The organism is Paraburkholderia sp. BR10936 (genome assembly GCF_040965735.1).
GTDB lineage: Bacteria > Pseudomonadota > Gammaproteobacteria > Burkholderiales > Burkholderiaceae > Paraburkholderia > Paraburkholderia nodosa_A.
In genome coordinates this window covers 126690-141592 of the sequence record NZ_JBFRCM010000001.1, presented here as the reverse complement: position 1 = coordinate 141592, position 14903 = coordinate 126690, and the positions used below count along the sequence as shown (strand labels likewise).

Here is a 14903-nt window from a genome sequence, read left to right as displayed (position 1 = left end):
TATGCAGGGTGTTTTCGATCTTGTAAAGCCCTTTTTAAGCATTTTGCGCATCGGCCGCATTGGCTTCGGCGGGAGCCGGCTCGGTGCGCCAAACCGACGTCCCCTTGATCGCCTTGTCGAGACCGTCGAGCACGGCATTGTGTTCGGCGATTTCTTCGTCGCTAGCCATGATCACCGGCAGATCGATCGACTCGAGCTGGATGCGCGGCGCGGCGGCCGCACCGGGCGCGGCGTGCTCGCCCAGCATGTCGATGACGAGGCTTTCCTGGCCGCGCGTCATCGCGAGGTACACCTCGGCGAGCAGTTCCGAGTCGAGCAGCGCGCCGTGCAGCGTGCGGTGCGCGTTGCTGATGCCGAAGCGGTCGCACAGGGCGTCGAGCGAGTTGCGCTTGCCCGGGAAGATCTGCTTGGCCTGCACGAGCGTGTCGATCACCTCGCCACAGTGCTCCTTGAATCCCGGCTTGCCGAGTAGCGCGAGTTCGGCGTCGAGAAAGCCGATGTCGAACGGCGCGTTGTGGATGATGATGTCCGCGCCGCGAATGAAGTCGAGGATCTCGTCCGCGACTTCGGCGAACTTCGGCTTGTCGGAGAGGAACTCGGTCGTGAGGCCGTGCACGGCGAGTGCGCCCGGGTCGCTGTCACGCTCCGGGTTCACGTAGAAGTGCAGGTTGTTGCCGGTGAGCCGGCGGTTCACCAGCTCGACGCAGCCGATTTCGATGATGCGGTCGCCCGTGCGGGCGTTCAGGCCGGTGGTTTCGGTATCGAGAATGATCTGGCGCATGTCTTGTAAGGCGTGAAAGCGTGAGGCCGCCGCGAAGCGGTCCTGGAAAGCAGCGGTCTCAGAGTTCCGCGAGGGTGGCGACGCCGCGGTTCGCGAGCGCGTCGGCGCGCTCGTTCTCCGGGTGGCCGGCGTGACCCTTCACCCAGCGCCACTCGATCTCGTGCTGGGCGACGAGCGAGTCCAGACGCTTCCAGAGGTCGTCGTTCTTGACCGGCGTTTTAGCGGCCGTCATCCAGTTCTTCTTCTTCCAGCCGTGAATCCACTCGCTGATGCCTTTTTGCACGTACTGCGAGTCGGTATGCACGATCACCTTGCACGGGCGCTTGAGCGCGTCGAGTGCGGCGATCACCGCCATCAACTCCATGCGGTTGTTGGTCGTGCCGGCCTCGCCGCCGAACAGTTCCTTTTCCTGCGCGCCGAAGCGCAGCAGCGCGCCCCAGCCGCCGGGGCCGGGGTTGCCCTTGCAGGCGCCGTCCGTGAAGATTTCGACGAAGTCGGGTGTGCTCATGAGTCCTTGTTGCGTGTTGGGGAGGGGGTGGTCGCCGCGGGCTTCAGGCTCGCGGCCAGCACCGGCTTCTTGACCTTCAATGGGCCGACGAGGCGCATGCCGCGCACGCGCTTGATCGCCGTCACCATATAGATAGCGCCGAAAATCGGCCACCAGCGGTCGCCGGCGGCTTCCATGAAGCCGTAGCGGCCGAGCCACTGGTCCGTCGCGAGCGGCGGACGATAGCAGCCGAAGCGCCCGCGTTCAAGCTCGAAGCCCAGCAGCTTGATCCAGTCTTTCAGACGCGTGAACGCGATCAGGTCCTGGCGCGCGGGCAGGAACGGATGGCCGGTCAGCTTGCCGACCGACTGGCGCGCACCCCACAGTGAAAGCGAGTTGAACCCGACGATCAGCAGCTGCCCTTCGGGCATCAGCACACGTTCGGCTTCGCGCAGCAGACGGTGCGGGTCGCTCGTGAATTCGAGCGTGTGCGGCATCACGATGAGGTCGACGCTCTGCGCCTCGAACGGCAGATCGAGAAAGTCGCACCAGACAGTGCTGCGGCCCGCGGGCGCGTGAAGCAACGAACCGCCGCCCGCAGCCGGCGTGCGGTCCGCTGTTGCGCCGCCTGCCTCGGGCGGAGTTTGCCCGCCGTTCGGGTGGGAATGGGCCGACGCGCCGGGTACGGAGTAGGGTGCGCTTGCAGCACTGGCGGCATCGAGCACGAGGCCGCGGCACGACATGCGGTTCTCGCGCAGGGCGTCGAGCTGCGGCAGGCCGAGCTGCAGCGCATGGTAGCCGAATATGTTCGACACCACGCGGTCGAGCTGCTCCTGCTCCCAGCCGAGCACATACCTACCAGCGGGCGAGGCGGTCCAGGCGGGCCAGTCTATAATCAATCGGTCAGACATGTCGAAGAATACGTCGCCCCATGAAGAATCCGCTTGAGTACGCGCGTTCGAGCGATGCGTGCGCCTACGAGTACGTACCGGTTCCGGCTTTTGAAGACAATTACATCTGGGTCGTTTCGGACGGCCGGAATGCCGTTGCCGTCGATCCGGGCGACGCCGCTCCGGTTCGCGCGTACCTCGCGAAGCGCGGCTGGCGGCTCGTCGCTATTTTACTCACCCATCACCACAACGACCATGTCGGCGGTGTGGCCGACCTGCTCGCCGACGCACGCGTGCCCGTCTACGGCCCGGCCGGCGAGGCGCTCGGCTCGCTCGATGGATTCGTCACGCGCGTGAAGGGTGGCGACGCCGTCCATCTGGATGCACCCGCGCTCGACCTGACGGTGATCGATGTGCCTGGCCATACGCGTGGCCATATTGCGTATTTCCTGGCGGCCGATGCCACCGGCACACCTCACGTGTTCTGCGGCGACACGCTCTTTGCCTGCGGCTGCGGCCGCCTCTTCGAGGGTACGCCCGCGCAGATGCTCGACTCGCTCGACGCACTCGCGGCGCTGCCCGGCAATACCCATGTGCATTGCGCACACGAGTACACGTTGTCGAACATTCGCTTCGCGCTCGCCTGCGATCCCGAAAACGGCGATCTGCTCGACTGGAGCCGCGAGGCGGCGGCGCTGCGCGAGCGCGGCGTGCCGACTCTGCCTACGACGATCGCGCACGAGCGCGCCGTCAATCCTTTCCTGCGCGCGGGCGATGCGGCGGTGCAAGCCGCGCTCTCAGAGGCGCTGCACGAATCGGTGCCGGACCGGCTGGCGGCTTTCGCAATGATGCGTGAATGGAAGAATCGGTTCCGCTGACCCAGCCGGGCCAGGGGGCATGCTCAACCCAATCGTATGGAATCACGCCCAAGCTGCGGATTTCATGGCTTTTTTTCCATTAATTCCGATTGACGGAAACCGGCACGTTCCGTACTATCGGCTGCAAATTCCAGCCATGCGGATGTAGATTTTCATGCGATTCATAATCAGTGCGCTGCTGGTCCTCATGCTCGCCGCCTGTGCGAGCGGGGGACCGTCTGCGAGTTCTCAAGCACCAGCCAACGCCCAGGCCAACGCCGACCTCATTCGTAAGACCTCCGCTGCCAAAGAAACCATTAACGTCGATCAAGGCTCCGTCGATCAGTTGACGAGCCCCGACGCCGACCTCTGGGGACGCATTCGCCGCGGCTTCCAGATGCCCGACCTGCAGAGCGACCTCGTCGACATGAACGCCAACTGGTACGCCCAGCGGCCGGACTACGTCGCGCGCATGACCGAGCGTTCGCAGAAGTACCTCTATCACATCGTCGAAGAGCTCGAGGCGCGTCACATGCCTACCGAGCTCGCGCTGCTGCCGTTCATCGAGTCCGCCTATAACCCGCAGGCGCTGTCGGTCGCGAAGGCCGCCGGCATGTGGCAGTTCGTGCCGGGCACGGGGCGCACCTACAACCTCAAGCAGAACATGTGGCAGGACGAGCGCCGCGACGTGCTGGCCTCCACCAGCGCCGCGCTCGACTATCTCTCGCGCCTGCACGACATGTTCGGCGACTGGTATCTCGCGCTGGCCGCCTACAACTGGGGCGAGGGCAACGTGCAGCGCGCCATCGCGCGCAACGAGGCGGCGGGCCTGCCGACCGACTATCAAAGCTTGCGCATGCCCAGCGAAACACGTAACTACGTGCCGAAGCTTCAGGCGGTCAAGAACATCGTGATGAACCCGCAGCAGTACGGGCTTACGCTGCCATCCATTCCGAACCACCCGTATTTCGTCACGGTCACGACCTCGCACGACATCGACGTGGACGTCGCCGCCAAGCTCGCGAACATGACGACCGACGAGTTCCGCTCGCTCAACCCGTCGTTCAAGAAGCCCGTGATTCTCGGCGCGACCGACCCGCAGATCCTGCTGCCGTTCGACAACGCGAGCGCGTTCGAGCGCAACCTGAAGGCCTATTCCGGTCAGCTTTCGTCGTGGACCGTCTACACGACCGACTCGCGCACCACGCCTGCGGCGATTGCGCAGAAGATCGGCGTGGACGCCGATACGCTGATGTCGGTGAACAAGATTCCGGCGGGCATGCGCCTGAAGGCGGGCTCGACGCTCGTGGTGCCGCGCACCGACGACGGCGACGACGAGGACATCAGCGCCGACGTGGCGGAAAGCGCGGTGCTGGCCATGGAGCCGGACGTACCCGACACGCGCAAGATGCTGATCCGCGTACGCCGCAAGCAGTCGATGGAAGCCGTGGCGAGCCGCTATGGCGTGTCGCTAGGCCAGTTGAAGGCGTGGAACAAGACCCGCCGCGACTACGTCGCGCCCGGCCAGGTGCTGGTTTTGCACGTACCGGTCAACAAGGCGATGCCGAGCGAGCCGGGACCGGAGCGTCTGGCAACGAACGTTTCTAGTGGTGGAGTGCAGCGAATTGGCACCCGCGTTGCAGACACCGGGTCGAAGTCGCGATACGATAAGAAGCACGGTCGCGCGCGCACCGAGGTCGTCAAGGTTTCTGAACCTGTCAAGGCCAGGACGGTCAGCGCTGCGCCCAGCAAGGCGTCGAAGGGTACGGCGAGCCGCCCGAAGGCCGACACCCACACGCAGAAACACCATACAAAATAGCGGCTGGCGAAGGGTGCTCAAACATGCGTTGCGGGGGCAGCGCATGGTATTTCGCTCCGATCACTTTTCCGTTTTTGTTGTGTTTGACGCCGTCACCCCGCCAGGTGGCGGCGTTTTCATTGGCGGGTCCCAAACATAAAGGGCGTGATTCGGTGCGGCGCCGTGCGGGCGACGCTTGCCGCTGCGCCCCCGCCCGCTATAGTGGAAAGGGCCATGCACCGGGCCGCGAGCACGCTCCCCGTCGCCAGCGTCATCCTGAAATTTGAAGGAAAGGTGACTTTCGCGCTATAATTTCAAGGTTTGAGCTTATCAACCCGCACCCTAGCGCCTACCTCCTCCCATCCGTTCATCCGCCGCCCGCGCTTCATCGTCAACTGGCCGGCTGCCGCCCGATCCTGCGTCACAAACGCGCGCTCGTGGCCCGGCGCCACAACGGTCGACCGCACGAAGAGTCGCGCAAGCGAGCGAGCCGCGCGCGCATCCTGATCCTCACGGAAAGGGGTGCCGACGCCGCAGCCGCTCCCACAGGTCGCAAGATCGCAACGTCGGATAACAGGTCGGCACAGGGTGCTCCCCCAAGGAGTCTCCCGTGTTGCCGTCATTCTCTCCCGCTCTGCTCGCGCTCGCCGACGGCACGGTCTTTCGTGGTTACTCGATCGGCGCGCCGGGTCATACGATCGGTGAAGTCGTGTTTAACACGGCCATCACCGGTTATCAGGAAATCCTGACTGACCCGAGCTACGCTCGCCAGATCGTCACCCTCACGTATCCGCATATCGGCAACGTCGGCGTCAATGCCGAAGACGTCGAAGCCACGAAAGTCCATGCCGCCGGTCTGATCATCCGCGACCTGCCTGTGCTCGCCTCGAACTTCCGCATGGAGCGCACGCTCGGCCAGTATCTGAAGGACGAAGGCGTAGTCGCCATCGCCGGCATCGATACGCGCAAGCTCACGCGTATCCTGCGCGACAAGGGCGCGCAGAACGGCGCGATCCTCGCAGGCTCCGACGACGAAGCGAAGGCCATCGAACTCGCGCGCTCGTTCCCGGGCCTCGCGGGCATGGACCTCGCGAAGGTCGTCTCGACCGACGAGCCGTACAAGTGGAACACCACCGAATGGCGTCTGGGTGAAGGCTACCGCACGCAATCGGCGCCGAAGTACAAGGTCGTGGCGTTCGATTACGGCGTGAAGCAGAACATCCTGCGCATGCTGGCCGAGCGCGGCTGCGACGTCACGGTGCTGCCGGCGCAAGCGACGGCTGAAGATGCCTTCGCACTGAACCCGGACGGCGTGTTCCTTTCGAACGGCCCCGGCGACCCGGAACCCTGCGACTACGCGATCAAGGCGACGCAAGCCTTCATCGAGCGCGGCATCCCGACCTTCGGCATCTGCCTCGGCCACCAGATCATGGGCCTCGCCGTGGGCGCGAAGACCATGAAGATGAAAACGGGCCACCACGGCGCGAACCATCCGGTGAAGGATCTGGCCGACGGTCGTGTCGTCATCACGTCGCAGAACCACGGCTTCGCGGTGGATGCCGCCACGCTGCCGGCCAACACGCGCGTCACGCACGTTTCGCTGTTCGACGGCACGCTGCAAGGCTTCGAGCTGACCGACAAGCCCGCGTTCTGCTTCCAGGGCCACCCGGAAGCGTCGCCGGGCCCGCAGGACATCGGCTATCTGTTCGACCGCTTCACGGCGCTGATGGACAAGGCCAAGGCGGCGTAAGCGCCGCATCGAGCGCAAAAGCAGAGCAGGGTGCGCAGCGAGCCGGTTCGAAGAACGACGGCCCACGCGCGCACCCGGGCGGCAAGCTGAGTCACCCGCGAGCCGCCAGACGTAAAAGACACAGGAATATTTAGCGAGAGCGTTATGCCCAAGCGGACAGACATCAAGAGCATTCTCATCATCGGCGCGGGTCCGATCATCATCGGCCAGGCGTGCGAGTTCGACTATTCGGGCGCGCAGGCATGCAAGGCGCTGCGTGAAGAAGGCTACAAGGTCATCCTCGTCAACAGCAATCCGGCGACGATCATGACCGACCCGAACACGGCCGACGTCACGTACATCGAGCCGATCACGTGGGAAGTGGTGGAGCGCATCATCGAGAAGGAGCGCCCGGACGCGATCCTGCCGACGATGGGCGGCCAAACCGCGCTGAACTGCGCGCTCGACCTGCATCACCACGGCGTGCTTGCGAAGTACAACGTCGAGCTGATCGGCGCGTCGCCGGAAGCCATCGACAAGGCCGAAGACCGCCAGAAGTTCAAGGACGCAATGACGAAGATCGGCCTTGGTTCGGCGAAGTCGGGCGTCGCGCACTCGATGGAAGAGGCGCTCAAGGTGCAAGGCGAAATCGCCGAAGCCACCGGCTCGGGCGGCTACCCCGTCGTGATCCGTCCGTCGTTCACGCTCGGCGGTTCCGGCGGCGGCATTGCCTACAACCGTGAAGAGTTCGAAGAGATCTGCAAGCGCGGCCTCGACCTCTCGCCCACGCGCGAACTGCTGATCGAAGAATCGCTGCTCGGCTGGAAGGAATACGAGATGGAAGTGGTCCGCGACAAGGCGGACAACTGCATCATCGTCTGCTCGATCGAAAACCTCGACCCGATGGGCATCCACACCGGCGACTCGATCACGGTCGCGCCGGCGCAAACGCTCACCGACAAGGAATACCAGATCCTGCGCGACGCCTCGCTGGCGGTGCTGCGCGAGATCGGCGTGGATACGGGCGGCTCGAACGTCCAGTTCTCGATCGACCCGCGCACGGGCCGCATGATCGTGATCGAAATGAACCCGCGCGTGTCGCGTTCGTCGGCGCTGGCTTCGAAGGCCACGGGCTTCCCGATCGCCAAGGTCGCGGCCAAGCTGGCCGTGGGCTATACGCTCGACGAGCTCAAGAACGAAATCACGGGCGGTCAGACGCCGGCTTCGTTCGAGCCGACCATCGACTACGTCGTCACGAAGATTCCGCGTTTCGCGTTCGAGAAGTTCCGCGAAGCCGACCCGCGCCTCACCACGCAGATGAAGTCGGTGGGCGAAGTCATGGCGATCGGCCGCACGTTCCAGGAGTCGTTCCAGAAGGCGCTGCGCGGCCTCGAAGTCGGCGTCGACGGTCTGGACGAAAAGACCACGAGCCGCGACGAGATCATCCGCGAGATCGGCGAAGCCGGTCCGGACCGCATCTGGTACGTGGGCGACGCGTTCCGCGTGGGCATGACGCGCGAAGAGATCTTCGAAGAGACCGCGATCGACCCATGGTTCCTCGCGCAGATCGAAGAGATCGTCAAGAAGGAAGAGGCATGCAAGGGCCGCACGCTCGAAAGTCTCTCGAAGGACGAGCTGCGTTACCTCAAGCAAAGCGGTTTCTCGGATCGCCGTCTCGCGAAGCTGCTGGGCAGCAACGCCACGGACGTGCGCAAGCGTCGTATCGAGCTGAACGTGCGCCCGGTCTACAAGCGCGTTGACACCTGCGCGGCCGAGTTCGCCACGAAGACCGCCTACATGTACTCGACCTATGAGGAAGAGTGCGAGGCCAACCCGACCGCCAACAAGAAGATCATGGTGCTGGGCGGCGGCCCGAACCGGATCGGCCAGGGTATCGAGTTCGACTACTGCTGCGTGCACGCCGCGCTCGCGATGCGCGAAGACGGCTACGAAACGATCATGGTCAACTGCAACCCCGAGACCGTCTCGACCGACTACGACACGTCCGACCGTCTGTACTTCGAGCCGCTCACGCTCGAAGACGTGCTCGAAGTCGTGGACCTGGAAAAGCCGGTTGGCGTGATCGTGCAGTACGGCGGCCAGACGCCGCTGAAGCTCGCGCTCGACCTCGAGGCGAACGGCGTGCCCATCGTCGGCACGTCGCCGGACATGATCGACGCCGCGGAGGACCGCGAGCGCTTCCAGAAGCTGCTGCAGGACCTGAACCTGCGCCAGCCGCCGAACCGCACGGCACGCGCCGAAGACGAAGCGCTCAAGCTCGCCGACGAAATCGGCTACCCGCTCGTCGTGCGTCCGTCGTACGTGCTGGGCGGCCGCGCCATGGAAATCGTCCACGAGCCGCGCGACCTCGAGCGCTACATGCGCGAGGCCGTGAAGGTGTCGAACGACTCGCCGGTGCTGCTCGACCGCTTCCTGAACGACGCGATCGAATGCGATGTGGATTGCATCTCCGATGGCACGGACGTGTTCATCGGCGGCGTCATGGAACACATCGAACAGGCAGGCGTGCACTCGGGCGACTCGGCCTGCTCGCTGCCGCCGTACTCGCTGTCGCAGGAAACGGTCGCCGAACTGAAGCGTCAAACTGCCGCGATGGCCAAGGCGCTGAACGTGGTCGGCCTGATGAACGTGCAGTTCGCAATCCAGCAAGTGCCGCAGGATGACGGTTCGAAGAAGGACATCATCTACGTGCTGGAAGTGAACCCCCGCGCTTCGCGTACCGTGCCATACGTCTCGAAGGCGACCAGCCTGCCGCTCGCGAAGATCGCGGCGCGCGCGATGGTCGGCCAGAAGCTGGCGGAGCAGGGCGTGACGAAGGAAGTCGTGCCGCCGTACTTCAGCGTGAAGGAAGCGGTGTTCCCGTTCATCAAGTTCCCGACCGTCGACCCGGTGCTCGGACCGGAAATGCGTTCCACGGGCGAAGTGATGGGCGTGGGCAAGACCTTCGGTGAAGCGCTCTTCAAGTCGCAGCTCGCAGCGGGCTCGCGCCTGCCGGAGTCGGGCACCGTCTTCATCACCGTGATGGACGCCGACAAGCCCAAGGCTGTCGAAGTCGCGCGCATGTTGCACGAACTCGGCTACCCGATCGTCGCCACGCGCGGCACCGCTGCCGCGATCGAGGCGGCCGGTGTGCCGGTGAAGGTCGTGAACAAGGTGAAGGACGGCCGTCCGCACATCGTCGACATGATCAAGAATGGCGAGATTTCGCTCGTGTTCACGACGGTCGACGAAACCCGCTCCGCGATCGCCGATTCGCGTTCGATCCGCATGAGCGCGCAGGCCAACAAGGTCACGTACTACACGACGATGTCGGGCGCCCGTGCGGCCGTCGAGGGTCTGCGCTACCTGAAGAACCTGGAAGTCTATGATTTACAAGGCCTCCATGCTCGCCTAAACTAAGGCTTCCATTGTCTGTCTAACGTTCGACGAGGCAGGCTACAAAAGCTGAATGTGCCGCGGTTAAGCGGCGTCCCAACAGGGTTTCAGGCTGCGCCAGACCGCGCAGCCGCCCTCGCGGGATGCACTTAACCGCGGAATTTTTTTATGGCCGCAACGTGCGCGACAAGCGTGCGTGGCGCGGTCTCCTTTAGGCCCTTTTGGGCCGTACGAGTTGTTTATGAGCACGATTCCCTTGACCAAGCGCGGTGCAGACCAACTCCGCGGAGAGTTGCAGCGCCTCAAGTCCGTCGAGCGTCCGGCGGTCATCAATTCGATCGCGGAAGCGCGCGCGCAGGGCGATCTGTCGGAAAACGCGGAATACGACGCCGCAAAGGAAAAGCAGGGCTTCATCGAAGGCCGCATCGCCGAGATCGAGTCGAAACTGGCGGCCGCGCAGATCATCGACCCGGCCACGCTCGAAGCAGACGGCCGCGTGGTGTTCGGCTCGACCGTGGATCTCGAAGACCTCGATTCGGGCAAGACGGTGACCTACCAGATCGTCGGCGACGACGAAGCCGATCTCGAGCACGGCCTGATCTCGGTCAGCTCGCCCATCGCCCGTGCGCTGATCGGCAAGTCCGAAGGCGACGTCGCCGAAGTGCAGGCCCCCGGCGGCGTGCGCGAATACGAGGTCATCGAGGTCCGCTACGTCTGAGGGCGCGTCGACGTGAGTACTGCAAGCCACGTGGGTTCCGCCACTCCGGTTTCGCTCGTTGCGCACCGCCTCTTCGGGCTGCTCGCCATGCTGTGGGTCGGCAGTCAGCTGACCATCGGCTATGCGGTCGCCCCCGTCCTGTTCGCGTCGCTCGACAGGCCGGTGGCGGGCGAACTCGCCGCGCAGCTGTTTCGCCTCGAAGGTCTGATCGGCGTGGTGTGCGGGCTGCTGCTGCTCGGGCTCTCGAGCGTGCTCGTGCGCCGCGGCGCGTTGGGCTATCGCCGGCTGCGCTGGATTCTGGCCGCCATGCTGCTGTGCGTGCTGATCGGCTATTTCGCGCTGCAGCCGTTCATGAACGCGTTGCGCGTTCAGGCGATGAGCGCGGGCATGGACGTGGCCAGTTCGCCGTATGCGAGCCGCTTCGGCTTGCTGCACGGCGTGTCGAGCCTGTTCTATCTCGTGCAGAGCCTGCTGGGTGCGTGGCTCGTTTGGCTGCTGCCTTCGGCACGCGGCACGCTGGGGCAGCGCATGGAAAGCGCGCCGCGCTGAAAGTGGCCTGAAGCCGGTTCAGGCGTAAAAAAAGCGCGGCTCGAAGGCCGCGCTTTTTACTTCGAACCCTGGTGGGCCCGCTTGGAGCTGGTTTGGCGTTTCTTGGCGCGCTTGATGTTGCCGCCTTGCGTGACGCGCTCGTTGCCCTTGACCGTCACCTTTTGCGCCTTCGGCTTGCGCATGGGGTTCTCGCTGGCCTTGACGACCTTGACGGTGCGCGGCGCGGCGCCGCGCTTGCCCGCTTCACGAGCGCTCGGTACGTCGGCGGCCGGGCGCGACACGGTGCCGCGGGCGCCGGCGCGCGCGGTCGTGGCCTTCGCCTTGGCTTCTTCGGGCTTGTAGATGACGAGCAGCTTGCCGATGTGCTGGATCGGGGCGGCGCTCAGGCGGTCGCAGATCTCTTCGTAGATCGCGAGGCGCTCTTCGCGCTCGTCGCCGAACACGCGCACCTTGATGAGCTGGTGCGCAAAAAGGTGAACCTTGATTTCCTTGAGGACGGCGTCGGTCAGTCCCTCGGCGCCGATGAGCACGACCGGTTTGAGCGCGTGAGCCTGGGAGCGCAGCTCGGAGCGCTGTTCGGCGGAAAGAGTGAGGGCGGGCATGGGATGTGGCAGACTCGACTAAAATGACGGCGCCGCGCGGGTCGACAGGCGTGAATTGACAACCTGGACAGACGTGGATTGCGGTCCGCGAAAAGCGGGCCGCCAGCGGGCAAAGCGCGTCGGAACTACGGAAAACCGTGGGGAACGGCAGGGCGCGGGCAAAAAACGCCGGCGGAGCAACAAACATCCGGCCAGGCGGGCCGCGACGGCCGCACGAATAAAACGCGTATTATCCGCTAAAAGCGCGGAATCACGCAGCAAGAGTTCATCTTTAATGGCAAAAAATCGCTTCAACCAGTCGTGGCTGCACGACCATATCAACGATCCGTACGTGAAAATGGCACAGCGGGAGGGCTATCGTGCCCGCGCTGCCTACAAGCTGAAGGAAATCGACGAGCAGGACAAGCTGATCCGCCCCGGCATGGTGATCGTGGACCTGGGCGCGGCGCCCGGCAGCTGGAGCCAGTACGCTCGCAACAAGCTCGCGCAAGGCACGAAGCGCGACGACCAGCGGCAGGGTGGGATCGACGGCACGATCATTGCGCTCGATCTCCTTCCGATGGAACCCATCTCCGACGTGCAGTTCCTGCAGGGCGACTTTCGCGACGACGAGGTGCTCGCGCAACTGGAAGAATTGGTGGGCGGCCGCCCGGTCGACCTTGTAATTTCGGACATGGCGCCCAATCTCTCGGGGGTCGCGTCGGCAGACGCGGCACGCATCGAGCACGTGTGCGACCTCGCGCTCGAGTTTTCGCAGAATCATCTGAAACCCGATGGAGCCCTTTTAGTCAAATGCTTCCACGGCAGCGGTTACAGTCAGATCGTCGAGAAGTTCAAGCAGCAGTTCAAGGTCGTGGCGGCACGCAAACCGAAGGCTTCGCGTGATAAATCGTCTGAAACGTTTATTTTGGGTAAACATCTGAAGCGTCCCTGTTAAACGGGGCATGATTGCCGTGCAAATGGCGCAATCTGGTCGCAAAATGACCCCGAGAGGCGGTCCGGACAAGGCGCTCGGGCTATTCCTGCGGTAGCGAAACGTTATGGCAGGGGTCCGTGTACTGGATTAGAATGCTTTGGTGGTGTCGCAGTCGCAAGGCAAATGTAGGCGCCCATCTATGAGTGAAGGAGTGGTGCTTTGAACAACAACATGTTTTCGAAGGCAGCAGTGTGGCTGGTAATCGCACTGGTGCTGTTTACGGTGTTCAAGCAGTTCGACAAGCCCCGTGTCCAGGAAGGCGTTTCCTATTCGCAGTTCATGGACGACGCGAAGAACGGCAAGGTCAAGAGCGTCGTGGTGCAGGGGCGGAACCTCACGGTCACTCCGGCTGATGGCCAGAAATACCAGATCGTCTCCCCAGGCGACATCTGGATGGTCGGCGACCTGATGAAATATGGCGTGCAGGTGAGCGGCAAGGCTGACGAAGAGCCGAACGCGCTCGTTTCCGCGCTGTACTACCTCGGGCCGACCATACTCATCATCGTGTTCTGGTTCTACATGATGAGACAGATGCAGGGGGGCGGCAAAGGCGGGGCGTTCTCCTTTGGTAAATCGCGCGCCCGCCTGATCGACGAGAACAACAATGCGGTCAACTTCTCCGACGTCGCGGGCTGCGACGAAGCGAAGGAAGAAGTGTCCGAACTCGTCGACTTCCTGCGCGATCCGCAAAAATTCCAGAAGCTGGGTGGACGCATTCCGCGCGGAGTGCTGCTCGTTGGCCCTCCGGGCACGGGTAAGACGCTGCTGGCGCGCGCCATTGCCGGCGAAGCGAAGGTGCCGTTCTTCAGCATCTCGGGTTCGGACTTCGTCGAAATGTTCGTCGGCGTGGGCGCGGCCCGCGTGCGCGACATGTTCGAGCAGGCCAAGAAGCATGCACCGTGTATCGTGTTCATCGACGAAATCGACGCGGTCGGCCGCCATCGTGGCGCCGGCATGGGCGGCGGCAACGACGAGCGTGAGCAGACGCTGAACCAGATGCTGGTCGAGATGGACGGCTTCGAGGCGAACTCGGGCGTCATCGTGATCGCGGCAACCAACCGTTCGGACGTGCTGGACAAGGCGCTGCTGCGTCCGGGCCGTTTCGACCGCCAGGTCTATGTTGGCCTGCCGGACATCCGCGGCCGCGAACAGATCATGAAGGTGCACCTGCGCAAGGTGCCGATCGCCAACGACGTGGATGCAGCGGTCATTGCACGCGGCACGCCGGGCTTCTCGGGCGCCGACCTCGCGAACCTCGTGAACGAAGCCGCGCTGTTCGCGGCGCGCCGCGGCAAGCGCATCGTCGAAATGCAGGACTTCGAAGACGCGAAGGACAAGATCTTCATGGGTCCGGAGCGCAAGTCGGCGGTGATCCGCGAAGAAGCGAAGCGCGCCACGGCGTACCACGAGTCGGGTCACGCGGTGATCGCGAAGCTGCTGCCGAAGGCGGACCCGGTGCACAAGGTCACGATCATCCCGCGCGGTCGCGCGCTGGGCGTGACGTGGCAGTTGCCCGAGCACGACAACGAAACGTACTCGAAGGACTATCTGCTGGATCGTCTGGCCATTCTGTTCGGTGGCCGTGTGGCGGAAGAGCTGTTCATGAACCTGATCAGCACGGGCGCCTCGGACGACTTCAACAAGGCCACGCAAACCGCTCGCGCCATGGTCACGCGCTTCGGCATGACCGACGCGCTCGGAACGATGGTCTACGCCGACGACGACAACGACGGTGGCCCGTTCGGCAAGGGCTTCACGCGTGCGATCTCGGAAGCGACGCAGCAGAAAGTCGATGCGGAAATCCGCCGCGTGCTCGACGAGCAGTACAACCTCGCGAAGCGCTTGCTCGACGAGAACCGCGACAAGGTCGAAGCCATGACCGCGGCCCTCATGGAGTGGGAAACGATCGACGCCGACCAGATCAACGACATCATGGCCGGCCGTCCGCCGCGCTCGCCGAAGAGCACGCCGTCGCCGGGCGACGCGTCGTCGGGCGGCAGCACGGGCACTGAGGTCAAGCCCGGTAGCGCCACCGCACCGGCGTGATCCTTATCGAGTAAAGTTGCGGGCCGGTGTGATGTTCACATCGGCCCGTTTTGCATTTCTGGCGTGCCGCTGTG

The 14903-nt window shown here is 64.0% G+C and carries 12 protein-coding genes; 8 read left to right on the top strand and 4 right to left on the bottom strand.

From position 1 onward, the window contains the following. Positions 1-34 precede the first annotated feature (34 nt). The 3 genes from dnaQ to AB4Y36_RS00630 are packed head-to-tail and all read right to left on the bottom strand — an operon-like array spanning position 35 to position 2179. Complete coding sequence (gene dnaQ, locus AB4Y36_RS00640; RefSeq protein ID WP_342945462.1) at positions 35-781, bottom strand: DNA polymerase III subunit epsilon; 747 nt, start codon at positions 779-781, stop codon at positions 35-37. Positions 782-839: 58 nt separating this feature from the next. Further along, positions 840-1289: a ribonuclease HI gene (gene rnhA / locus AB4Y36_RS00635; protein ID WP_069262548.1), complete on the bottom strand. Its 450-nt coding sequence runs from the start codon at positions 1287-1289 to the stop codon at positions 840-842. Beyond that, a complete protein-coding gene (locus AB4Y36_RS00630; protein ID WP_069262547.1) occupies positions 1286-2179 on the bottom strand; it encodes a class I SAM-dependent methyltransferase in 894 nt (297 codons plus the stop codon). The genes rnhA and AB4Y36_RS00630 overlap by 4 nt, the downstream gene beginning before the upstream one ends. A 20-nt stretch (positions 2180-2199) precedes the next feature. Between AB4Y36_RS00630 and gloB the strand changes: the two genes are divergently transcribed. From gloB to AB4Y36_RS00600, 6 genes are all read left to right on the top strand, one after another. Beyond that, positions 2200-3036, top strand: coding sequence for a hydroxyacylglutathione hydrolase (gene gloB / locus AB4Y36_RS00625; protein WP_368682095.1), 837 nt, complete (start codon positions 2200-2202; stop codon positions 3034-3036). Positions 3037-3190: 154 nt separating this feature from the next. After that, positions 3191-4834, top strand: coding sequence for a transglycosylase SLT domain-containing protein (locus AB4Y36_RS00620; protein WP_368682094.1), 1644 nt, complete (start codon positions 3191-3193; stop codon positions 4832-4834). Positions 4835-5423: 589 nt separating this feature from the next. Further along, positions 5424-6563 (top strand): glutamine-hydrolyzing carbamoyl-phosphate synthase small subunit, encoded by a 1140-nt coding sequence (gene carA, locus AB4Y36_RS00615; RefSeq protein ID WP_069262544.1) that lies wholly within the window; start codon positions 5424-5426, stop codon positions 6561-6563. 144 nt (positions 6564-6707) lie between these two features. Further along, positions 6708-9962 (top strand): carbamoyl-phosphate synthase large subunit, encoded by a 3255-nt coding sequence (carB, locus tag AB4Y36_RS00610; protein ID WP_368682093.1) that lies wholly within the window; start codon positions 6708-6710, stop codon positions 9960-9962. 217 nt (positions 9963-10179) lie between these two features. After that, complete coding sequence (greA, locus tag AB4Y36_RS00605; RefSeq protein WP_042261359.1) at positions 10180-10656, top strand: transcription elongation factor GreA; 477 nt, start codon at positions 10180-10182, stop codon at positions 10654-10656. Positions 10657-10743: 87 nt separating this feature from the next. Then, positions 10744-11205 (top strand): DUF4149 domain-containing protein, encoded by a 462-nt coding sequence (locus AB4Y36_RS00600; protein WP_368682280.1) that lies wholly within the window; start codon positions 10744-10746, stop codon positions 11203-11205. Positions 11206-11261: 56 nt separating this feature from the next. Here the strand turns inward: AB4Y36_RS00600 and AB4Y36_RS00595 are convergent, their stop codons facing one another. After that, positions 11262-11807: a YhbY family RNA-binding protein gene (locus tag AB4Y36_RS00595; protein WP_069262542.1), complete on the bottom strand. Its 546-nt coding sequence runs from the start codon at positions 11805-11807 to the stop codon at positions 11262-11264. Positions 11808-12081: 274 nt separating this feature from the next. Here AB4Y36_RS00595 and AB4Y36_RS00590 point away from each other — a divergent pair, with 274 nt between their 5' ends. After that, positions 12082-12744 carry an RlmE family RNA methyltransferase gene (locus AB4Y36_RS00590; RefSeq protein WP_342945988.1) on the top strand — a complete coding sequence of 221 codons (663 nt, stop codon included), beginning with the start codon at positions 12082-12084 and terminating at the stop codon, positions 12742-12744. A gap of 198 nt (positions 12745-12942) precedes the next feature. Then, complete coding sequence (gene ftsH / locus AB4Y36_RS00585; RefSeq protein WP_069262540.1) at positions 12943-14829, top strand: ATP-dependent zinc metalloprotease FtsH; 1887 nt, start codon at positions 12943-12945, stop codon at positions 14827-14829. The last annotated feature ends 74 nt before the right edge of the window (positions 14830-14903 follow it).

What these genes read in the sequence shown, in the direction of transcription:
- dnaQ (WP_342945462.1), bottom strand. Translation starts at nt 781, where the DNA reads ATGCGCCAGATCATTCTCGATACCGAAACCACCGGCCTGAACGCCCGC.
- rnhA (WP_069262548.1), bottom strand. Translation starts at nt 1,289, where the DNA reads ATGAGCACACCCGACTTCGTCGAAATCTTCACGGACGGCGCCTGCAAG.
- AB4Y36_RS00630 (WP_069262547.1), bottom strand. Translation starts at nt 2,179, where the DNA reads ATGTCTGACCGATTGATTATAGACTGGCCCGCCTGGACCGCCTCGCCC.
- gloB (WP_368682095.1), top strand. Translation starts at nt 2,200, where the DNA reads ATGAAGAATCCGCTTGAGTACGCGCGTTCGAGCGATGCGTGCGCCTAC.
- AB4Y36_RS00620 (WP_368682094.1), top strand. Translation starts at nt 3,191, where the DNA reads ATGCGATTCATAATCAGTGCGCTGCTGGTCCTCATGCTCGCCGCCTGT.
- carB (WP_368682093.1), top strand. Translation starts at nt 6,708, where the DNA reads ATGCCCAAGCGGACAGACATCAAGAGCATTCTCATCATCGGCGCGGGT.
- greA (WP_042261359.1), top strand. Translation starts at nt 10,180, where the DNA reads ATGAGCACGATTCCCTTGACCAAGCGCGGTGCAGACCAACTCCGCGGA.
- AB4Y36_RS00600 (WP_368682280.1), top strand. Translation starts at nt 10,744, where the DNA reads ATGCTGTGGGTCGGCAGTCAGCTGACCATCGGCTATGCGGTCGCCCCC.
- AB4Y36_RS00595 (WP_069262542.1), bottom strand. Translation starts at nt 11,807, where the DNA reads ATGCCCGCCCTCACTCTTTCCGCCGAACAGCGCTCCGAGCTGCGCTCC.
- AB4Y36_RS00590 (WP_342945988.1), top strand. Translation starts at nt 12,082, where the DNA reads ATGGCAAAAAATCGCTTCAACCAGTCGTGGCTGCACGACCATATCAAC.